Source organism: Vasconcelosia minhoensis LEGE 07310 (assembly GCF_015207255.1).
Taxonomy (GTDB): Bacteria; Cyanobacteriota; Cyanobacteriia; order Phormidesmidales; family Phormidesmidaceae; genus Vasconcelosia; species Vasconcelosia minhoensis.
In genome coordinates, this window is the sequence record NZ_JADEXG010000068.1 from 1 (window position 1) to 19,427 (window position 19,427).

The 19,427-nt window shown below is 57.9% G+C and carries 20 protein-coding genes; 8 read left to right on the forward strand and 12 right to left on the reverse strand.

Going from position 1 to position 19,427, the window contains the following annotated elements; translation table 11 throughout:
• A partial coding sequence (locus tag IQ241_RS26750; RefSeq protein ID WP_193911096.1) for a transposase occupies window positions 1-117 on the forward strand: 117 nt, incomplete at its 5' end.
• A gap of 2 nt (window positions 118-119) precedes the next feature.
• Window positions 120-365: a hypothetical protein gene (locus tag IQ241_RS21255; protein ID WP_193911098.1), complete on the forward strand. Its 246-nt coding sequence runs from the start codon at window positions 120-122 to the stop codon at window positions 363-365.
• Here the strand turns inward: IQ241_RS21255 and IQ241_RS21260 are convergent.
• Window positions 338-1,054 (reverse strand): class I SAM-dependent methyltransferase, encoded by a 717-nt coding sequence (locus IQ241_RS21260; RefSeq protein WP_193911100.1) that lies wholly within the window; start codon window positions 1,052-1,054, stop codon window positions 338-340. The two genes, IQ241_RS21255 and IQ241_RS21260, sit on opposite strands and share 28 nt — an antisense overlap.
• A gap of 87 nt (window positions 1,055-1,141) precedes the next feature.
• Here IQ241_RS21260 and IQ241_RS21265 point away from each other — a divergent pair, with 87 nt between their 5' ends.
• A complete protein-coding gene (locus IQ241_RS21265) occupies window positions 1,142-1,867 on the forward strand; it encodes a hypothetical protein (protein ID WP_193911102.1) in 726 nt (241 codons plus the stop codon).
• On the opposite strand, the gene IQ241_RS21270 is transcribed toward IQ241_RS21265, so the two are convergent.
• The 5 genes from IQ241_RS21270 to IQ241_RS21290 form a co-directional block, all read right to left on the reverse strand.
• Window positions 1,864-3,519: an alpha-amylase family glycosyl hydrolase gene (locus tag IQ241_RS21270; RefSeq protein ID WP_193911103.1), complete on the reverse strand. Its 1,656-nt coding sequence runs from the start codon at window positions 3,517-3,519 to the stop codon at window positions 1,864-1,866. The two genes, IQ241_RS21265 and IQ241_RS21270, sit on opposite strands and share 4 nt — an antisense overlap.
• Before the next feature lie 93 nt (window positions 3,520-3,612).
• Complete coding sequence (locus IQ241_RS21275) at window positions 3,613-5,064, reverse strand: acyltransferase family protein (protein WP_193911105.1); 1,452 nt, start codon at window positions 5,062-5,064, stop codon at window positions 3,613-3,615.
• A 12-nt stretch (window positions 5,065-5,076) separates the two neighbouring features.
• Entirely contained in the window at window positions 5,077-6,615 is a 1,539-nt protein-coding gene (locus IQ241_RS21280; protein WP_193911107.1) for a glycosyltransferase family 2 protein, read from the reverse strand.
• A gap of 246 nt (window positions 6,616-6,861) precedes the next feature.
• Window positions 6,862-7,521, reverse strand: coding sequence for a TetR/AcrR family transcriptional regulator (locus IQ241_RS21285; RefSeq protein WP_322743738.1), 660 nt, complete (start codon window positions 7,519-7,521; stop codon window positions 6,862-6,864).
• A gap of 120 nt (window positions 7,522-7,641) precedes the next feature.
• On the reverse strand, window positions 7,642-7,950 hold the full coding sequence (locus tag IQ241_RS21290) for a hypothetical protein (RefSeq protein WP_193911110.1): 309 nt from the start codon (window positions 7,948-7,950) through the stop codon (window positions 7,642-7,644).
• Between the two features lie 98 nt (window positions 7,951-8,048).
• On the opposite strand from IQ241_RS21290, the gene IQ241_RS21295 reads away from it, so the two are divergent.
• Both IQ241_RS21295 and IQ241_RS21300 read left to right on the forward strand, forming a co-directional pair.
• Entirely contained in the window at window positions 8,049-9,152 is a 1,104-nt protein-coding gene (locus tag IQ241_RS21295; protein ID WP_193911112.1) for a mechanosensitive ion channel family protein, read from the forward strand.
• 18 nt (window positions 9,153-9,170) lie between these two features.
• A complete protein-coding gene (locus IQ241_RS21300) occupies window positions 9,171-10,310 on the forward strand; it encodes a mechanosensitive ion channel family protein (protein WP_193911114.1) in 1,140 nt (379 codons plus the stop codon).
• An 11-nt stretch (window positions 10,311-10,321) separates the two neighbouring features.
• On the opposite strand, the gene IQ241_RS21305 is transcribed toward IQ241_RS21300, so the two are convergent.
• Window positions 10,322-12,037 (reverse strand): SulP family inorganic anion transporter, encoded by a 1,716-nt coding sequence (locus IQ241_RS21305; protein WP_193911116.1) that lies wholly within the window; start codon window positions 12,035-12,037, stop codon window positions 10,322-10,324.
• 219 nt (window positions 12,038-12,256) lie between these two features.
• On the opposite strand from IQ241_RS21305, the gene IQ241_RS21310 reads away from it, so the two are divergent.
• The 3 genes from IQ241_RS21310 to IQ241_RS21320 all read left to right on the forward strand — a co-directional run bounded on the left by IQ241_RS21310 (window position 12,257) and on the right by IQ241_RS21320 (window position 14,864).
• Window positions 12,257-13,426: a pyridoxal phosphate-dependent aminotransferase gene (locus IQ241_RS21310; protein WP_193911118.1), complete on the forward strand. Its 1,170-nt coding sequence runs from the start codon at window positions 12,257-12,259 to the stop codon at window positions 13,424-13,426.
• 76 nt (window positions 13,427-13,502) lie between these two features.
• Window positions 13,503-14,519, forward strand: a complete 1,017-nt coding sequence (locus IQ241_RS21315) for a TIGR00341 family protein (RefSeq protein WP_193911120.1) — start codon at window positions 13,503-13,505, stop codon at window positions 14,517-14,519.
• A gap of 150 nt (window positions 14,520-14,669) precedes the next feature.
• A complete protein-coding gene (locus tag IQ241_RS21320) occupies window positions 14,670-14,864 on the forward strand; it encodes a cation transporter (RefSeq protein ID WP_193911122.1) in 195 nt (64 codons plus the stop codon).
• Between the two features lie 91 nt (window positions 14,865-14,955).
• Here the strand turns inward: IQ241_RS21320 and IQ241_RS21325 are convergent, their stop codons facing one another.
• The 5 genes from IQ241_RS21325 to IQ241_RS21345 all read right to left on the reverse strand — a co-directional run bounded on the left by IQ241_RS21325 (window position 14,956) and on the right by IQ241_RS21345 (window position 19,310).
• The gene (locus IQ241_RS21325) at window positions 14,956-15,327 is read right to left on the reverse strand and encodes a YggT family protein (protein WP_193911124.1); all 372 of its coding nucleotides are present in this window, start codon (window positions 15,325-15,327) and stop codon (window positions 14,956-14,958) included.
• An 86-nt stretch (window positions 15,328-15,413) separates the two neighbouring features.
• On the reverse strand, window positions 15,414-16,187 hold the full coding sequence (locus tag IQ241_RS21330; protein ID WP_193911126.1) for an ABC transporter permease: 774 nt from the start codon (window positions 16,185-16,187) through the stop codon (window positions 15,414-15,416).
• Window positions 16,180-17,160: an ABC transporter ATP-binding protein gene (locus IQ241_RS21335; RefSeq protein WP_193911128.1), complete on the reverse strand. Its 981-nt coding sequence runs from the start codon at window positions 17,158-17,160 to the stop codon at window positions 16,180-16,182. The genes IQ241_RS21330 and IQ241_RS21335 overlap by 8 nt, the downstream gene beginning before the upstream one ends.
• Before the next feature lie 3 nt (window positions 17,161-17,163).
• On the reverse strand, window positions 17,164-18,450 hold the full coding sequence (locus IQ241_RS21340; protein ID WP_193911130.1) for an MlaD family protein: 1,287 nt from the start codon (window positions 18,448-18,450) through the stop codon (window positions 17,164-17,166).
• Between the two features lie 44 nt (window positions 18,451-18,494).
• Window positions 18,495-19,310 carry an ABC transporter ATP-binding protein gene (locus IQ241_RS21345; RefSeq protein ID WP_193911132.1) on the reverse strand — a complete coding sequence of 272 codons (816 nt, stop codon included), beginning with the start codon at window positions 19,308-19,310 and terminating at the stop codon, window positions 18,495-18,497.
• Window positions 19,311-19,427 lie beyond the last annotated feature (117 nt).

Sequence of the window (19,427 nt, forward strand, 5' to 3'; positions counted from 1 at the left end):
GCGCTGTGGAGTCCAAGCTATTCAGCTGGCTCTGTAGGCGGTGCTCCTTTGGAGATCCTGAAGCAATACATCCAAACTCAAAGCCGCCCTGAAAGGGCGGGGCTTGAATCCCATTAGTTTTGGTCAAAGATAATTCGCTAGAGCTGGCCATCGGGCTGCATACTGCTAACAATCTCGCCATTTTCCTGCTGGTCACCAGCGAAAATACGGTAATCCAGACCCCGGCCATCTTTACCGTGCCGCGGCTGGAGTCAGACTTCAGCATTGTCTTCACCACCGCGATCAAGTTTTTGCTCTTCGCCTGGGTGGTTTTTAAATGGCTCAAGCGACCCTCGTCTCAGCCCGCCCTGAACGAACCAGAATGACGTCGAATGCGATACAGCTGACCTGTCACTTCCTGACCTTCAGAGCCCAAGGCGCTGGCCGCCTCAGCGTGAACCGTGAGATCGGCAGCGGTCAGCGCTCGTTGGAAGGCTTTGCGCATTGGGCGGTCGGGGTCGCTCAGCCAGCACATCCCGTCCGGGGTTAGGGCGGACTGGATGAGCTGGACCAGCGGGGTGAGATGGCGCTCTTCGTAAATCACATCGGCGGCCAGGATCAGGGGAACCCGGAGGTCTGGCGGCGGGCAGCGCCAGTCCATCGGTAGGGTTTCAAAGCGGCTGAAGCCGTTGGCCTCGGCGTTGCGGGCGGCGAACTGAAGGGCGGTAGCGTCGTAGTCGCTGAAGATCACCCGCATTCCCAGCGACAGGGCCGTGATTCCCGGCAGCCCTACCCCGCAGCCAATCTCTAGGGCCGTCCAGTCGGGGGGCCAGGTTTCCTGTACCAGCGCCCGGCTCAGCATCAGCGCTGCGGGCCAGAGCTCGGCCCAGTAGGGCAGGTACTGGTCGGCGTCAAAGGCGGTTTGGGTGCTGGGATGGTCGAGCAGGGCGTCGGCGCTGCCGGGGTAGGTGAGGTTGAAGGCGAGATCGCCAATCGTCACCCGCTGCTGCACCAGTTCGCCCAGCGCCTCAGGCGGCGTGGTGTGGAAAAACGGCTGGAAGCTGCCCTGGGCCATGCGCTAGGATCGAGATAGAGTTCCTTTATAGTCTCCCACAGGGGTTGAGCCGCTGAAGGTAAAGCTGCCGGTGGTAGATCCCCTGTCATGAAAATTCAGCTTCGCCATTCGCTTTACAGCCTGAGTTTGGCTGCTGCGGTTGCTGTCAACGGCTGTAGCCTCACCCCCAATGCCGACGTGCCCGCCGATCGCAGTCAGCCGACTGCCGACTCCCCGACTGTTGCGGTCAGTCCTGGCAGCGGTCCTGAAACCCAATTGAAAAAAGCGCCACCTTCCACTGTTCCTTCTGTGCTGGGCGACAAACTCAGCCTGCGTCAGGACAATGGATCGGAGCGCTTCTTCCAGCTCAAGCCCAGCGGCGCTAAGTTCATTGACAATGCCAACGGCGACCTGACGCAGCTGATTCTCGATGAAAACCAGAATGTGCAGATCCGAGATGCGCAAAACCAGACGGTGGGCTATGTCATCGCTCAAGGGGAGACCTGGCAGATCCAGCCGCCCCAGCGGTCAAAGGCGCTGTTTACCCTAGAGCCGCAGACCGACGGTGGCTTTAGGCTGGAGCGCAGCAGCGGCACTGCCCTCTACCAGATTCGGCCAATCGATCAGGGCTATGCGATAACCGCAGCAGATAAGCAGTTGCTCTACACGGTAACGACGCAAAACGGCAAGACGGCTTTGAAAAATCCCAGGGGGGAAACCCTGTTTTCGACCCAGGCGGAAATGAGTCCGATTGCGATCGCAACCTTCGGCTTCGACGCCATCACTCCGGCTCAGCAAGCAGCCCTGGCCTACGCCGTCAACCTGGGTCGCTAAGGGCTCCAGACGAATACCTTGGCTTCGTAAGAGCCCAGGTCCAAAGTTAAGCCGCCGCCGTCGATTTCGACATCGTATTCGCCCGTCCATTCGTGCCAGGTGCCCGCCTCGGGAAAACGATCAATGTGGTAGTCTTTCAAAAACTGGTCAGAGAAATTAGTGACGATCGCAACCCTTGAGCCCTCATCATTCCAGCGGACGTAGGCCAATACTCTGCCTTCGGCATTTTCGTGAAAGAAGCTGATATTTTCGGTGTAGAGCGCCTGGTTTTCTCGCCGCAGGTGAATCAGGCCCTTAACGTTTTCAAACAGCGCCTGGTTGCTGTCATTGCCTAGCAGTCCCCAGTTGAGCTTCGATGCCCCCAGATCCTTGGGGGTGTATTCGCCCAGCTCTTCGCCCATCCAGATTAGGGGAATACCCACCGCCGTCATCAGCAAAGCGACGCCCAGCCTGACTCGCTTAAAGGCTTCGTCGTCAAAGATCTGCCGTTCTGCTAAGTCCACCATCATCCGGGTCTGATCGTGGTTCGAGAGATAGTTGACGACGTTGGTGCTACCCAAAAATCCCTGGCGCCGACAGTCGAGCACTTCTTCAAGATCCGTCAGGTCAAACCGGTCGCCGTAGATATGGGGCGTCACCGTATGGTAGAAGCTATCGTGCCAGCAGCCGTCCATCGGCCCATCGCTGTTGGTCACGCTGGCATTCTCAGGAATAAATTCGGCGATGTTGTAAAATGGCTTGCTGCCTGCAGCCTGCTTGGCTTCGTTGACAATCCAATGCATAAAGTCGTAGTTGCCAATCTGACGGGCGGCGTCGTAGCGAATGCCGTCGATGTGGTATTCCTCAATCCAGAAACGCACCACGTCGCCGACAAATTTCCAGGCGGGTTTGACGTCCAAGTTTTCGTCATAGTGTTCGTAGTTAAACTCGGGTCCCCAGTTGTTGTCCGGATCTTTGGGCTCGTGGTAATACCAGTAGTCATGGTCGATCTGGGTGAGCGGGCTCTCGGCCTCGGAATGGTTGAAAATGCCATCCATAATCACCCGAATACCGCGTCCGTGACATTCGTCGATCATCTGCTTTAGCCCTTCAGTCGTCCCGTAGCTAGACTCCGTCGCGAAAAAGTGACGGGGGTTGTAGCCCCAGCTGTAGTCGCCCGGATATTCTTGAATTGGCATCAGCTCAATCGCATTAATCCCCAACTCGACCAGGTAGTCTAGCTTTTCGACCATGTGCTGATACTGTCCCCGAGTTTTGGGATCGTCCTCGCCGCCGGTAAAGTCGCCGACGTGGAGTTCGTAGATGACCAGTTCGCGATCGCTGGGCAGGGGCACATTGTCATGCTGCCACATATAGGTATCGACAATGCGATCGCCGCCCTTGATCCGCACAACGCTATTCTGGGACGGATCGTCGATATTCCGGGCGTAGGGATCGATGACATCTTTCCATTCATCCGGTTCAAAGAACCAGGACTTGGACTGCACCCTAAATTTGTACTGATGGTCTCCGTCTTCTAGCTCTATCTTGGTCCGAAAGTAGCCGTCTTTCCCCTTCGTCATGGCAACGGGTTCCCAGTCTGAGAAATCTCCTATCAGGGCAGCGCCTTCGTTGTAAGGCGCAAACAGCGCAAACTCAATAGCATGAGCCATAGTTTTCTCGACTCGCGTCGAAGGGATGAGGAATAGAATCGATTTTGACGAAGCGGATAGCGTCTAGTATCCGATAGACGGGCCGAATTTGCATTATCCATTAGAGGGTTTTTTTCGGTTTTTTACGACCAGTGCTGCTTCCGTAAAGCTGTCAGGGACTTGCGCGGTGATGGGCGTGAGCCGCTCCTGACTGACCCAAAGGGACTGATGCTGATTCGTAATCTTACAGAGATAGCAGTTTCCGTCGTCTAGCAAAATCTCGATCTGTAAGATTTCCCAGTCTGTTCTGCCGGTGTAGACGACCCGATCGCCAACGATCGGCGTCCAATCCTGCTGCGTCCTGGGCGCTGACGCCGACAGGAGATAGTCTAGGTCGCGCCAGAGGTGTTGTAGGATCCGTATGAGCAAAGGCTGAAGCCGATCGGCCACCACTGCCAGGCCGTAGGTCAGGGCAATCATCGGCAGCAGCAGGCTGACATAGCGGCTGCCGATGCCCTGGACAACCAGGTTTAGCGTCCGATCGACGACGAAATTGTGAATTAAGAAAAAGCTGTAGCTATGTCGGCCAGCTCGGATCAGCACCGTGCGAGCGGTGGGCCGGGTCGCGATCGCGGCCATCATCGTCCCGCAGAGCAGCGTCAGCCCTAGCGGCAGCAGCAGGTCACAAAACACCCAGCCCAGCTTGTAAAACTGACTGATAAAGCCCACCCCATAGAGCCCGGCACCCACCGTCAGCTTCCGAGTCTGTGGCCAGAATAGCGCTCCCTGGCCGCGCTGGTATTGGCGGGCCACCACCATTCCCACGACAAAGGTGCTGAGCTTCGCCAAAAAGACCTGGAACGGCTGCTCAGCGTTGGAGTTGTCAAAAATGGCGTAGGTGGGATGGCCGCCGAAGCTGTAAATCGCCAGGATGCGATAGGTCAGCGTCACTGCCAGACTGGCGAACAGCAGATTGCGGCTGCCCCAGCGCTGCTGCAGCCAGTGCAGCAGCGGAAACACCAGCGTGAAGCTAACGATCAGCGGCACAAACCACCAGGGGCCGCTGGTCGGCAGCAGCAGCGAACCGCGATAGTCGAACAGCAACGGGAAGGTGGCCCCGGCAAAGATATGCCAAAGGCTGGGCACATAGCTCTGGGTAGCAACACCAATCGCCCAGAGCACCGGATAGCTGGCCCAGGCCACCGTCCAGAAGGGCCAGAGAATGCGCAGCAGCCGCCTGCGCCAGAAGGGTAGCAGCGAGAGCGATTGCTGCCGCAGTGACAGCATCAGGCTGAAGCCACTGATCATGACAAAGACATCGACAAACTGAAAGCCAAACAGCGTCGGCGCGGCCAGTAAATGCCCCCAAAAGGCGGCTGGCGCCACCTGAGCCGGAATCAGGCCCTGGAGATTATCGAGCAGGCCCGTGGGCTGGGGCGTATAGCGATAGTCGATAAACAGCAGCTGGCCGTGGTAGAGCAGGATCATCACCGCTGCCAGGATCCGCAGGCCTTCCAGCCAGGCCAGCCGGTTTGATGAATGAGCAGCAGTTAACGGATGGCGCATTGTTGAAATTGCTTATGACCGGGAAGTTTGGGCTGTCTGGGCGACCTGGGACAGCGGGTAGGGCGGCGGCTCTGCCGATGCCGGGACGGGGACATCGCGGGGCGTCACCACCCAGTCGGTTTGGCCCTTCAGATGGTCGTAGAGGGCGACGGTCGCGATCGCGTTTTTCAGCGTTGCATAGAAGGGTGTCAGCAGCACATAGCGCAGAAAATGACCCAAGGGATAGCGGGTTGCCGCTAGTTTAGAAATCACCAGCGTTTGCAGCACAATGCTGAGCACCGTTACCTCAGTTGTCACCCACAGATAGCCCTGGTTAAGCGCCCCCAGCGACCCCTGTAGCAGCCACAGGCTGGCGAGCATCGGTAGGGTCTGCATTGCCAGCAGCGGAAACAGCTCCCGGTAGTACAGCAGATAGGTCCAAAACACCTTCTGCCCGGCAGAAAGCCGGCCTGATTTCCAAAACCGCCGCTGATATTTCACGCTGATTTCTAACCAACCCTGAGCCCAGCGTTTGCGCTGGGACCAGAATCCCTTCAGCGTCGCCGGAGCCAGTTCGGTCACGACAATACTGCGATCGTGGACAATCCGATAGCCCTGTAGCAGGGTGCGCACCGAGGCGTCGATGTCCTCGGTCAGCATGGTCGGGTTGAACCGCACCTGGCGCAGCACCTCGGTCCGCCAGTAGCCGTTGGAGCCGCCGAACACCGACATATCCATAATCAGCGACTTGGCCGAGTGGCTGATGCTGTAGATCGAGTCAAACTCTAGCGCAATCAGCCCGGTCAGCCAGTTTTGTCTATAGTTGCGAATCACATTTCGGCCCTGCACCACGTCGTAGCCCTGATCGAGCCAGCGCCAGGCCCGGGGCCAGCAGTCGATGGCCGGATGGTGATCGGCATCGAGGATGCAGGTGACCTCGCCGCTGACGATTTGCAGCGCCGCATTGATATTTTCGGCCTTGGATTGGCTGTCCTCGACCCACAGCAGGCGAAAGCTGGGGTAAGCCTGAGCCAGCTGCCGCAGCGTCTGCTCAAGCGGTAGCGCCACTGGCGTGTTATAAGCCAAAATCACTTCCATTCCGGCCGCGGGTCGCTGAATCTGCCGCAGCAGATGGTGCACCGTCGTCATGATGATGTCCTGCTCGTTGGGCAGATAGGCCGCCACAATAAACGAGCAGCGCGGGACCGGGCGGCTGGGCTCGGGCAGTTCTGCCCCATGAATGCCTAGACTCGCTTTGAGACTGGCCGAAAGAGGCTCAGCGAAGCCTATCTGCCGCTGTTTAGGCTGCACCGCAAAGCGGCGAAAGCTAGCGATCGCGGTTTCTACAATCAGCCACAGCGAGCTCAGCAAATACAGGGTGGCAATCAGCCGATGCAGCGGGGTCAGCACAACGCCGCCCCGCTGCAAACCGTAGTAGAAAATCGCCGGTAGCCCCACCAGCAGCGCCTGAGTCAAAATTACTTTGGCGACAAATGACCACCCCTGTCGCAGGCGGTCAAACGCAGTCCGCCGCGGTCTAGATTGACGGGCTGCAACCTGAGAATTTTGCATAGAGCTCGGTTCCGTGATGGGCTCGGTCCCCAGCGCTGAGGGACACCCGACTGCTGAGCTGCTGTGAAATCGACAGCAGAGCTAACATGGCGCTGCCAATGCGTCACCCACATAATCTTGATTATGTAACGCAGGGCTTAATGTTTAAGATAAGCAAATTCCTGAAAAGTTCCTTGACTTTGAGCAATTTTGAATGAATACTCTGCTGGCAATAAAAACTTGTTATCGATGGTAATAGGGGCGAGTTCAGGTAGCCCCAGATACATCAGATACCTCGGATACCTCAGATTTATCTGCAGGCACAATCAGGTTCAGCAAATTTTCGACGATCCGATCGCGCTCCATGGGCATCAGCGCTTCGCCGTGCAGCACCCGCTGCACAATGATGTGGTATACCAGCGTGCCAATAAAAGTGCGAGCCGTCGCCTCTGGATCGGCCAGCTGTAGCTCAGTGCGCGCGGTCAGGTAGCGGGTCAGGGCTTCGAAGATGGGCTTAGCGACATGCTCAATGTAGGGCGTCGCCAGCTCGGGAAAGCGGCCCGATTCACCAACGATTACGCGCATGAACTCGCAGGTTTGCGGATTGCGGTGCACCTGGTCAAACATATCGTTGGCGACCCGGCGCAACACCTGCCGAGGCTCGCCCGCTAAGCAGTCAGGGTCGCGGGGGTCGAAAACGGCGCTAAACTTTTCTTCGGCCAGCCGGTAGACTAGGGCGGTAAATAGCCCCATTTTATCCTGGAAGTGACTGTAGACCGTGGCTTTGGAAACCCCCGCCGTTGCGGCCACCCGGTCCATACTGGTGGCCGCAAATCCGTTAGCCAAAAACTCCTGCATCGCCCCGTCTAAGATGGCCTCTGTCTTAGCATAGGATTTTTTACGTTCTGGGCGGCGGGTTAAGGTCACAGGCTTGGGCTTAAGGGCAAAAATTGGGCGGCTACATCACAGCCGTTCAGCGCTGGCGGCTGTCCTACCAGTCTTACGCTGAATTGTACCATTCCCAAAAACTGAACTATTCAGTGCAGTTTAGTTTCGCTCAGGGCGACTGCCCTGCCCCAAGGACTGCCATTCCTGGGCCGATCCGAGGTCTTGAATCATCTCTGGGTAGGCATTGTGGAGGTCCTGAAGGAGCGCTTGCAGCTGGGCGGCTGAGCAAGTTTCGATCAGCTTGTCCAAAACCTCAAGCGCGATCGCGGCGCTTTCGCCTAGGGTCGGGCTCAGTCCCCAAACGTCATCTGCCCAGTCCTGACCGGCTCGGGGCTGCGCACTGCCAAACATGAGGTCGTAAAGCAGCCGCTTGGCCTGATTTTGGCCATAATTTTGAATTGGAGTCATGGGTCGGTGGGTAGAGATAGTAGAGAAGACTCTATATTACAAATAGAAGTGAGGGCTCGGAAGATTGCCTGTCGTAGAATTGAGGCGTCAAAGCGACTATGTTAACCCCTGTGCTGGAAACCGTCCGCGAAAGTATTTTGATTCAGATTAGCCTGCTATTTGCGGGGACGGTTGCGGTGGTTTTCGCGGTTGGACAGCTGGGGTCGCTGCTGCTCAACTTGAGCATTAAATATCTGGCGACTCCTGAGGTCAAAGGCTTCTATAGCAAGGTGATTGAGCCCCGACGGCGGCTGCTGGGCAGCGTGATTGCGCTGGTGCTGCTGGATGGGATAGTTTGGCTATTTTTCAAGCTGTTTTTGCAGGTGCCCTGGTACCGTTCGGTCGAGCTGCCGGTCACCCTGGTACTGACGCTGACGCTGGGCTGGCTGGGCTCGCGGCTGTTTAAGGAATATTTCGACCGCTATCTGCTCGACGCGGCGGCGCGGAGCGGGCGCAAGGCCAATAGCGAATTCTTGGTGCTGGCGAAGTTTTTTGCCAACTTCGCCATCGTCGTCATTCTGGCGCTGACCTTTGGCCAGACCCATGACTTTAACGTGATTGGCCTGCTGGCGAGTTTGGGCGTTGGCGGCCTGGCCGTTGCCTTTTCGGCCCAAAAGGTGCTGGAGCAGCTGCTGGGCGGCGTGGTGATCTATATCGATCGGCCCTTCAGCGTTGATGACTATATCGGCCTGCCCGACAGCACCTATGGCCGGGTGGAGTCGATCGGGCTGCGCTCAACCAAAATTCGCACCTCAGGCAAGGGTACCCTGGCGATCGTGCCGAACAACGCGCTGATTCAGTCCACGATTGAGAACTTCACTGGCGCCAAGAAGGTGATGGCGATTCTCTATCTCAACTTCTACCGGCGGATTCCCCAGGATGAGCAGGCGCTGATCCGCCAGGTGATTTTGGAGAGCACCCAGGACATTTTCGGCCTCGATGCCCGCAACACCGATATCGTTTTTGAGGAAAACCTGGAGCTACAGCGCACCCAGGCTCAAACCACTTTTTTCATCCTGGGGTCGGGCGACGTGTCGATGAATATTCGCCGCCAGCTGCTGGATATTGCCAATCAGAATATTACCCGTCAGCTGAAGGAATACGGCATTGCCTTTGATATCGAAGAGCCTACGATCTATGTCGATTCGCCGATTACGATTTAGTCCGTCTCTTGCCTGAGTATGAACCTCACCCGCTTTATTGAAACCTTCAGACAGTCCTTCTGGGCTGAGCTGCTGGCCCTTCCCAACATCGTCATTTTTCTGATCTCGGTCCTACTATCGCTGATTGTGGGACGGTACACGCCGACGCTAGTACGCTTTGTCATTCATCGGGTCTCAAAGGAGCAGGTCTCGGCCATTTACGACGGCCTGATCGACCCGATTCGGGGCGTCTTTCGGATGGCGGGAACGTCGATTCTGATTCTGCTCTCGCTGGCCTGGCTACAGGAAGACTACCTCGGCCTGCACAATTTTTTAGAGCCCTTCGCCGAGCTAGCGGTAATTGCTAGCCTGGCCTGGCTGGCCTCCTGCCTGTTTCGACAGTTCGTCCGGGTGTATGGCATTGACCTGCTGCGGCGGCTAGGGCGGGAGGTAGACGAGCTGCTGCTGGTGCTCGAAACCCTGGTGAATCTGGCGATTGGCTTTATTGCGGTGATTGCCTTTGCCCAGAGCCAGCAGTTTAACCTGGTGGGGCTAGTGGCGAGCTTGGGAATTGGTGGGTTGGCGATCGCGTTTGCCGCCCAAAAAATCCTCGAACAGCTGCTGAGTACGATTGTGCTTTATCTGGACCGGCCGTTTATCCCGGGAGACTATATCCGGGTGGCGCTGAACCCCCACGCCCCCGACGTCTACGGCCGAATTGAGTCGATTGGCCTACGCTCGACCAAGCTGCGCACCTCCGCCAAGAGCACGGTAGTGGTGATCCCCAACTCGATTTTGGCCAACCTGGATATTGAAAACATCACCCGTGGCAAGAAGGTGATGGTGATGCTCTATCTGGACTTTGAGCAGCCGCTGGACGAGCAGGACGCCGCCCTGGTGAAGCAGGTGGTGACCCAGAGTACCGAGTCCCTGTTTGGTATCGACCCGGGCAGCACCAGCATTTCGTTTACGACGGTCGGCAGCGATAACGGCCGGCGGCCTTCCATGCGAGCCCGCACCACCTTTTTCATCCTGGGCTCCAGCGAAAATTCGATTGAGCTGAGGAAGCGGCTGCTGGAGCTGGCCAGCGACAAAATTGCCAAAAAGCTCAGCACCTACGGAATTAAGTTTACGGTGGAGGAGCCGACAATTTATGTGGAGTCTCCAGTCACGATTTAGCCTGGTTAGGCTTAGTTAGCCTGAGACTCTTGGGGCTGAGACCCTGGAAAAGAAGAAACCATGGGTACCGGGGTTGAAGTCCCTGCTTCGGGCAATCCCAGCGCCAGCGCTAGGGCAGCATCGCAGCTGGGTAGAAAATTCTCTGCTGGCAGCGTTTTTTGCACCCGAAACCGTCGCAGCCGCTCCTTCACCTGTCCGGTAGCCCCAACGATGTAAATCTTGTGCTGTAATCGACGACGGGCCGTTCTAATTTCGGCTTCGATGGTCATCGCCGCCGTTACGCCTACCAGCGGCACATGACTCAAATCGAGAATCAATGCATCACAGTCCCGACCCATGTGATAGGCGATGGTTCTGGCTGCACCATAGCTCATGGGTCCGCTCATTTGAATCAGCATAATCCGCCCCTGGCCCTGATGCATCAGCTGCCGCTCTTCCGGGGTCAAGGCAACGCCGGGATCGTCATCGGGATCGGTTACCGCCCGAACCTGTTCGACTTGAATGCTGGTCAATCGATGAATCGTCAGCATATTGGCCACAAAGGCGCCCACGACAACGGCGGTGATCAGATCGACAAAGACGGTCAGGAGCAGCACCCCATAGGTGACTAGGGCAGCTCGCATAGACACCTGGCAGACGCGCCACAGGAAGCTCCAGTCGATGATTTGAATCCCCACTTTGATCAAAATCCCGGCGAGTACCGCATGGGGAATTTGGGCCGTGATCTCCCCCGCCCACAGCACAATGCACAGCAAAATCAGGGCATGAAACATCCCCGACAGGGGGGTACGCCCTCCCGCTTGGACATTGATCACGGTGCGCATCGTGGCCCCGGCGCCGGGGAGCCCGCCAAATAATCCAGACAGGAGGTTGCCAATCCCCTGGCCGATCAGCTCTTGTTCAGAGTTATGCCGGGTGCGGGTGATATTATCAGCCACCAGAGAGGTCAATAGCGAGTCAATCGCCCCCAGGGTGGCCAGCATTAGACCATAGCCGACAATATTTCCGATCTGACTGAGGTTGAGTCGCGGCCACTGGAGCTGGGGAAACCCCTGAGGAATGTCGCCAATCAGGGCAATGTCGCTGTTGGGAAAGACCAGTGCCGAGACCGCAGTGCAAACAATCAGCGCCACCAGCGGTGAGGGGACCAGCTTGGCCAGTTTGCCCGACCAGCCGAATACGATAGCCAGGGTTAAAATCCCCAGCCCAGCGGTGCCGGGTTGGGGATTTGCTAGGGCCTCGGGCAGCTGCTGCAATCCTGAAACCACGCCGCTCTGGGCCGGATATCCCAGCAAAGGCGCGAGCTGTAGCGTGACGATAATCACCCCAATGCCGGACATAAAGCCGGAGATGACCGTGTAGGGCATCAGGGTAATGAACTGCCCCAGCCGCAACACCCCAAACACAATTTGAAACATCCCGCTCAGAATGACTGCCGTAAAGGCCATCGCCATCCCGTTCTCGGGGTTTTCGGCGACTAGCTTGGCAAATACGGTGGCCATCACCACGGTCATGGGGCCGGTCGGCCCAGACACCTGGGAGGGAGTACCGCCAAACAGCGCCGCAAAAAATCCGGTAAAGACAGCCCCATAGAGGCCCGCGATCGCGCCAGCCCCCGAAGTCACCCCAAAGGCCAGGGCCAGCGGCAAGGCTACGATAGCAGCGGTTAACCCGCCAAACAGATCTCCCCGCAGATTGTCGAACTGTAAGCGGTGGACGAGCTGCATAGTGACTCAGTAATCTGGTGGCGAGGCCGATGTAAACTCGCCTCAGTATTTTAAATCTCAGGCTAGTATCTTAAATCTCCAGGCTAGTATCTTAAATTTCAAACTTAAAAAGCTGATGTGTCAGTAAGTACATTTAAGTGCCGCTATAGATAGCTGCATCAGCATCTTTTAGCGTAAAACAATCTGGCAGCTTTGATGGATGTTGATTAAGGAGCATCAATGACGCTATTTGCCTCTCGAATGGCCCGGCTGGGGACTGAGTCGGCCTTTGAATACGCCGCCAAGGCGAAGCAGCTGGAGGCGCAGGGGCGCGATGTGATTCATCTGGAAATCGGCCAGCCTGATTTTCCGACGGCGCCGCACATTTGCGAGGCTGCCTACCGGGCGATGCAGGCGGGCTATACCGGCTATGGGCCAGCGGCGGGGCTGCCGGAGCTGAGGGCGGCAATCGCGGCGCACATTACCGCCAGCCGCCAGTTCCCGGTCAATCTTGAGAACGTGGTGGTGATGCCGGGGGCCAAGCCGGTGATCTTTTTCACCCTCCTGGCCCTGGTGGACAGCGACGACGAGGTGGTCTATCCCAATCCGGGCTTTCCAATCTATGAGTCGGTGATCAGCTTTGTCGGGGCCAAACCCGTGCCCCTGCCGCTAAGGGAATCCACCGACTTTCGCTGCCGGCTGGAAGACCTGCAAGCGGCGGTCTCAGACCGTACCAAGCTGCTCATTCTCAATTCGCCCCACAACCCAACCGGGGGATTTTTGACCCGGACGGAGCTGGACGCGATCGCGCAGCTGGCCCAGCGACACAACTTCTATATCCTGGCCGACGAAATCTACTCCCGGCTGCTCTACGACCACGCCCATATCAGCATTGCCAGCCTGCCCGGCATGGCCGAGCGGACCATTTTGCTCGACGGCCATTCCAAAACCTATGCGATGACCGGCTGGCGGCTAGGCTATGCGGTGGCGCCGGTCGCGATCGCGCAAAAGCTAGCGCAGCTGATGATTAATTCCAACTCCTGCACCTGTTCGTTTATCCAGATGGCTGGAGCGGCAGCGCTGACCGGCCCGCAAGATTTTGTGACGGAAATGGCAGACCAGTTTCGGCAGCGCCGAGACGCGCTGGTCGCCGGCCTGAATCAGATTGACGGCATCTGCTGCCAGCGACCGGCTGGGGCCTTCTATGCCTTCCCCAACGTCAGTCAGCTGCGGCTCAACGACCGGGAACTGGCCGACTATCTACTCGCAGAGGCCGGCGTTGCGGGATTGCCGGGTTCCTCCTTCGGCCACTGGGGCAAGGGCTACCTACGGTTCTCCTACGCCAACTCGCTAGAGAATATTGAACGGGCGGTTGAGCGTATGGGCCAAGCCGTTGCAGCCCTCTCCTGACCGACGCTGTTAGGAAGCGAATATTCCTATACTGCTGAGGTAAGGAACTATTGATATCTACTGAGTAATCGTTTAGATGAGTCTAAGGCTGGTTGAAATTCGCATTCCAGAGTCCAAAGCAAAGGACATCAAAACGCTGATTGAGGAAAAAGCGGTGATGGAGGTGTGGCAGCAGCGGCTGCCGGGGCAGCAGCTCTTTCGGCTGCTGCTCTACGCCAATCAGGCCGAATCGGTAATCGACGAACTGCTCGCCCAGTTTGCTGACGATAGCCAGTTCCAGCTCATCTTACTGCCGGTCGAAGCCTGCATCCCGCGCCCTCCGCTGCCCGAAACAGCGAAGCAGTCGCTGGCAGACGACGAAGACACAGCGGCAAAACCGCGCATCTTTCGAGAAGAAATCTATGGCCGGGTGACCGACGACCTCCAGTTTTCAGAAAATCAGATGCTGATGATTGTGCTGTCAACCGCGATCGCGGCGATTGGCATCCTGCGCGGCAATCAGGCCGTGATTATCGGGGCAATGGTGCTCGCGCCCCTACTCAAGCCAAATATGGCCCTGGCCGTGGCCACCTCCCTGGGCGACGTCAGGCTGGCCTGGCGCACCCTGAAGGAAGGGCTCACCGGCATTTTTGTCACCCTGACCTTTTCCTGCCTGGTGGGCCTGCTGGTGCCGGTCAGTCCTAACCTGCCGGAAATTGCCTCCCGGATCTATGTCTCCCCAGCCGACCTGCTGCTGGCCTTTGCTTCGGGGATAGCCGGGGCCGTCTCGCTGACCATTGGCGAGCGGCGGGCGATTGTCGGCGTCATGGTTTCAGTGGCGCTGCTGCCGCCTGTGGTGGTCCTCGGCCTGCTGGTCGGCGCCGGCCATTGGAGCGCTGCGGTGGGAACGCTGCTGCTGGTTTCAGTGAATATTATCTGCCTGAACCTGGCGGCGGTGCTGACCCTACTGGTGCAGGATGTGCGCCCCCGCCAGTGGTGGGCCGGGGTACGAGCAAAGCAGATGACGAATTTAGCCCTGGCCTTTTGGCTGGTGCTGCTGGCTGCGATCGTCAGCATTATCTTTGCCTTTCGGTCCAAAATTGGGGTTGCCTAATCGGTGCGATCTGGTCGCTCTACCCATAGACATAGCTACGCGCCGTCGTAGGATCGCTCCCTAGACAGATTAGACTAGCATAGGCGATCGCCCATGCTGGAGAGCGGCTCTAATTTTTTAGAGGCGATTTCAAATTTCCATGGAGCGCATATGCAGTTTAAATTTTCAGTCCCGACGCTAACCGACCAGAAATCCGCCGAACAGCTAAAAGAGACCATTCTGACCACGGAACCCAAGGCAACGGTCAACGTTGACAGTGACGCTAAGACAGTTACCATCGATTCTGAAGCGTCGGAAGAAACGTTCAAAGAAGTGATCGTGGCGGCGGACCATAAGATTGGCTAGTTCCGATCTGAGCCGGAGACTGGATTCTCCGGCTCTGCCACTTTCTGGGGACAGCTTTCTGGGAACACTGGAACCAAATCCAGGCCAATTTCTAAGGATTATCGCTCCAAATAATCCATACCAGCCGCGCCACCAGCCAGGCCAATAGCGCGTAGACGACTAGCGCAATCAGCGCATTGATATCAAAGGCCTGGTCCGGGTCGAGCACGGGTGTCTGAAACAGGTTGGCAAACGGGGCCACAAAAATATTCGAGAGCCCGTAGATGACGCGGGCGAAGGCGTTGTCAGGATTGGCTCCGGCAATTCGCAGAATGAAGCGCAGCAGCAGCAAAATTTCTAGCGCCCCGGCCAGGTAATAGATGATGCTGATCGTTCGAGCCAGGGCGGCGTTGCGCTGCGCGATCGCGCTCCGGCGCTCCTGCCCGCTGCGGTCATCTTCGGGACGGTAGGGGGGTTGAGTCATGGTGGATACAGAAATCGGCCTTTGTCAGCCACTTTAGCTCGAAATGACGCCGCCTGCCCCTGCCGATCGTTAAACCTGTCCACCAGCTAATAGCCGCCCAGCGTACCGCGTCGTTTGGCCTGGCGTTCGGCCCAGCCAAAGACCACCATGCCCAGGGCAAAGTAGAGCAGCCCGTTGGCGATCGCGACGCCCATCTGCCCCCAGTCCAGCCCGGCCCCCCGAGCCATCAGGTCTCGCAGCAGCCCCGTGCTGGGGATCATCGGCAGCCCGTTGGCAAAGGCCCGGGCCGGACCCCGCCAGTCTTCCGTTGGCGCCGCCAGGAGAAACAGCAGCGCGAACTGAAAGATGCCCAGCACCTGCTGCACCCGCTTAAAGATAAGTGCGCAGGCCCCCATCACAAAGGCCAGACCATAGGCCGCCAGCAGCAAGGTCACCAGCGGCAGCACAAGCGCTAGCGGAAACTGAATCCGACTGCCGGTTATGCCCATGATGATCAGCAGGATGGTCAAAATCAGCGTCAGCCGGAGTCCTAAGCTGGCGATCGCCCGGGCCAGAAACACCCTGGATGCGCCAAAGGGAGACAGAAAGACCTGTTCCAGGGTGCCGGTTTGCGCCTCAAGCTGGAGATTGGTGGCGACGTCGTTGACGATGAAAATCACCAGCGTCCACAGCACATAGCCCACGACAATGGCGTCGAGCCGGTCGCCAAATGCGATCGCCGGTCCGGCCATATACTGGGCGCTGATAAACAGACCGTAGAACACCGACGTAATGATAATCACACCGCCAATCACCTCAGCCGGATAGCGCAGAAACTGAATCCAGGTGCGCTTAAATTCACCCATCAGCAAGTTAATCATCGGGTTTAGGCGTCGGGGTTGATGGCTCTGGGGGAGAGGGCTGCCGCACCAGCTGGAGGAATACGTCGGTTAGGTCGGCCCGGTGCTGGCTCACCTCCAATAGGGGCAGCGGCTTCAGCAGGCTGAGCAGGGTGTATAGCGAGGTGGGGGAGCCCGCGTAGCGAATGCGGTTTTCGGTAACGGTGGCACCCAGGGCCGCGATCGCGTCTCGCTGCCCGTCGCTCAGCAGCCCGGCAAAGCGAATCTGGTAGGCCGAGTCGGAAAATTGCTGAATCAGCGCCTGGGTCGGCTGCTCGGCTACAATCTGGCCCTGCCGAATGATGGCGACCCGATCTGATAGCGCTTCAGCCACTGCCAGCTGATGGGTGGTGAGCAAAATTGCACAGCCCGACGCGGCAATGTCGCGCACTAGCGCCTTTACGGTTTCGCTGGCTTCGACATCCAGCCCGAGCGTCGGCTCATCCAGCAGCAGCAGCTTTGGCTGGTGGACTAAGGCAACCGCGATCGCCAGCTTTTGCTGCATCCCCCGAGAGAGCTTTTGCACCGGCGTTCGCTGCTTTTCCAGCAGGCCAAACTGCTCAAGCAGCACCTGTCCGCGCTGGCGGGCCAACCGCCGGGGCACCTGCCGCAGCGCCCCGAAGTATTCTAAATTTTCCGGCGGCGTCAGCCGCCAGTAGAGGTTGCGATTGCCCTCTAAAACGGCACCCACCTGCCGCAGCGCCATCGGCTGACGGTGCGGATCCAGCCCCGCCAGCTTCACCCAGCCGCGATCGGGGCGAATCAGGCCGCCGATCATTTTAATCGTCGTCGTCTTACCGGCGCCGTTGGGACCCAAAAAAGCCAGCACCTGCCCGGCGCGGATCGTCAGCGAGACCTCCCGCACTGCCACAAATCGACGACGACCTCGACCGTAGGCTTTACAGAGCTGGTGGGCTTCCAGCGCGATATCTGGATCGGGTACGGGCCTATTCACGGGCTATTTCGCTTTGGTGCTATCTGCGATCTGCAAGACATACCGCTGCCCGTCAAAGACTAAAACGGGCCGACCGCTGCTGTTGGACTCGGTCTGGGAAGCAGCGTTTGAATCTGGGCTCAGTGCCGGCGCCGCAGAATCGGGCTGTAGGCTGGCCTGCTGGGCCTGTTCGAGCAGCTGTGCGAACTCAGTCTGCTGCTCCAGCTGCTGGCTGGAGGACACCAGACCGCTGAGGCCGTCAACTAGGTCGCGGATGCCGTCGCGAAAGCTAGGGTCGCCAGTCAGGTCATCGACATCGGCCAGAAGCTTCTGGGCGCTTTGAAAAACGTCGCGGGCCGATTCTAAGGTCTGCTGGATCAGGATCACATTGGTGGGGGTATTGAGGACCCCGGTGATTGCACTCAAGTCTTCTGACGCGGCAGCGGCATTGGCCGAGAGCTGCTCCAGATTGCTCACGAGCTGCTCCGTATTGACGTTGCTAATCGACGGACCAAACTGATCGACGACCGTCCGCAGCTGCTCGCTGGTGACCTGAAAGTTATTCAGCGTAGAGACCAGGGCGACGCGATTGCTGCCGAGCAGATCCGTCAGTTCCGCCGCAGCGATTTCCAGCTGTTGAGCCGTACTCGTAGCTGAGCTCGTCGTCTGCTGAATTGCGCTAGAGAGCGGACCGATCTCCTGCTGGGCAGCCTGGGTCAGCACCGTCACTTCCTCCGTCAGCTCGACTACGTTTTCGGTTACCGTAGACGCGTTTTCTAGCAGCACCCGCGCCTGGTCGGCCAGGTCCGGCTCGGCTAGCACATCGGCGATCTGCTCCGCCGAGCGCAGCAGTTCTTCATAGCTGGCGCCGGTTATCCCCTCCAGCCGATCGCCATCGCACAGGATGACGGTGCTATCACAGTCTCTACCCGCCGGACTCAGAGCGACTTCCGCCGCTGCAAGCTGCTCCAACGGCGTAATCTCGATTGACGTCTCGCCAATCAGTCCCGATTGAATCGTTTCTACCAAAACGCTAGCGGGCATGCGCAGTTCTGACTGGGTAATCTCGACGCCGACTTCGACGACATTGGCCTGGGCGTCAATTGAGGTCACTCGCCCGACCGGCACGCCCCGGTACATAACCGCCGTGCCAATCTGCATCCCGGCCGTATCTTTGAACTCCACAATCAGCCGGTAGGCCCGATTGGTCGGATTGAGTCCCCGTAGCCAGAGGATCAGGAGCCCAAACAGACCGATGCCGACCAGGATCAGCAGCCCTACAGAACCTTCTCGAATTGTTCGCGCCCGCATGTCGTTTCTCTATTGTTGAGCTTATGAGCCTGGACCAAACAGACCTATCCTGCCACATGGATAGGTCCCTGAACCTGAGCGCTGAAAAACTGTCGGATAAACGGATTATCAGTATGGTCAATTTCATCCACCGGCCCCGTCCATTGAATCTGACCCTGGTGCATAAAGACCACCCGATCGGCAGTGCGACGAATGGTGCTTTCCTGATGCGTCACAATCAGATAGGAGCTACAGCCCCGACCCTGGTGGATATCTCGGATCAGATCCTCAATCACGGTCGAAGCAATCGGATCGAGGCCCGCCGTTGGCTCGTCATAGAGCAGCAGGCTGGGCCGCTCGCTCAGATCGTCGGGGTTGGACATCACCGCTCGGGCAAAGCTGACGCGCTTACGCATGCCGCCGGAAAGCTCTGCCGGGTAGAGGTCGCCTACGTCGGGCAGTCCCACCATCGCCAGTGCCTCCTGCACCCGCTCGCGGATGGCCCGGTTGGAGAGCCGTGAATGCTGATAGAGCAAAAAGCCGACGTTCTCAGAGACGGTCAGCGAGTCGAACAGCGCGGCCTGCTGAAAGACCATACCTACCCCCAACCGGTCGGGTCCATCCTCAATCAGGCCCAGCCGCCGTTCCCCCCGGACATAGATCTCGCCGGCGCTAGGGGCCAGCAAGCCAGCAATAATTCTTAGAATAGTTGACTTTCCAGTTCCCGAAGGTCCAATGATGGCAACGGCTTCGCCCGGATAGAGCGTAAAATCAATGTTATTTAAAACCCGGTTTCTCCCGAATTGCATAGAGATGCCACGCAGCTCAATCAGGGGATTGTCGCTACAGGGGTCGGGCTGAGGAGAGACGGAATAGGGCATCTTTGTTTTGCGTCGCGGCTTAAAATGGCCGTGCAGGCGCGACAGAACAGGTGGCTTATGACAAGATAACCCATGGCCGCAGCAGACGGATAAATCATCCGCTCTGCTCCAGCTGAC

What these genes read in the sequence shown, in the direction of transcription:
- IQ241_RS21315 (WP_193911120.1), top strand. Translation starts at nt 13,503, where the DNA reads ATGAGTCTAAGGCTGGTTGAAATTCGCATTCCAGAGTCCAAAGCAAAG.
- IQ241_RS21290 (WP_193911110.1), bottom strand. Translation starts at nt 7,950, where the DNA reads ATGACTCCAATTCAAAATTATGGCCAAAATCAGGCCAAGCGGCTGCTT.
- IQ241_RS21260 (WP_193911100.1), bottom strand. Translation starts at nt 1,054, where the DNA reads ATGGCCCAGGGCAGCTTCCAGCCGTTTTTCCACACCACGCCGCCTGAG.
- IQ241_RS21340 (WP_193911130.1), bottom strand. Translation starts at nt 18,450, where the DNA reads ATGCGGGCGCGAACAATTCGAGAAGGTTCTGTAGGGCTGCTGATCCTG.
- IQ241_RS21270 (WP_193911103.1), bottom strand. Translation starts at nt 3,519, where the DNA reads ATGGCTCATGCTATTGAGTTTGCGCTGTTTGCGCCTTACAACGAAGGC.
- IQ241_RS21305 (WP_193911116.1), bottom strand. Translation starts at nt 12,037, where the DNA reads ATGCAGCTCGTCCACCGCTTACAGTTCGACAATCTGCGGGGAGATCTG.
- IQ241_RS21345 (WP_193911132.1), bottom strand. Translation starts at nt 19,310, where the DNA reads ATGCCCTATTCCGTCTCTCCTCAGCCCGACCCCTGTAGCGACAATCCC.
- IQ241_RS21310 (WP_193911118.1), top strand. Translation starts at nt 12,257, where the DNA reads ATGACGCTATTTGCCTCTCGAATGGCCCGGCTGGGGACTGAGTCGGCC.
- IQ241_RS21275 (WP_193911105.1), bottom strand. Translation starts at nt 5,064, where the DNA reads ATGCGCCATCCGTTAACTGCTGCTCATTCATCAAACCGGCTGGCCTGG.
- IQ241_RS21325 (WP_193911124.1), bottom strand. Translation starts at nt 15,327, where the DNA reads ATGACTCAACCCCCCTACCGTCCCGAAGATGACCGCAGCGGGCAGGAG.
- IQ241_RS21280 (WP_193911107.1), bottom strand. Translation starts at nt 6,615, where the DNA reads ATGCAAAATTCTCAGGTTGCAGCCCGTCAATCTAGACCGCGGCGGACT.
- IQ241_RS21300 (WP_193911114.1), top strand. Translation starts at nt 9,171, where the DNA reads ATGAACCTCACCCGCTTTATTGAAACCTTCAGACAGTCCTTCTGGGCT.
- IQ241_RS21265 (WP_193911102.1), top strand. Translation starts at nt 1,142, where the DNA reads ATGAAAATTCAGCTTCGCCATTCGCTTTACAGCCTGAGTTTGGCTGCT.
- IQ241_RS21295 (WP_193911112.1), top strand. Translation starts at nt 8,049, where the DNA reads ATGTTAACCCCTGTGCTGGAAACCGTCCGCGAAAGTATTTTGATTCAG.
- IQ241_RS21330 (WP_193911126.1), bottom strand. Translation starts at nt 16,187, where the DNA reads ATGATTAACTTGCTGATGGGTGAATTTAAGCGCACCTGGATTCAGTTT.
- IQ241_RS21320 (WP_193911122.1), top strand. Translation starts at nt 14,670, where the DNA reads ATGCAGTTTAAATTTTCAGTCCCGACGCTAACCGACCAGAAATCCGCC.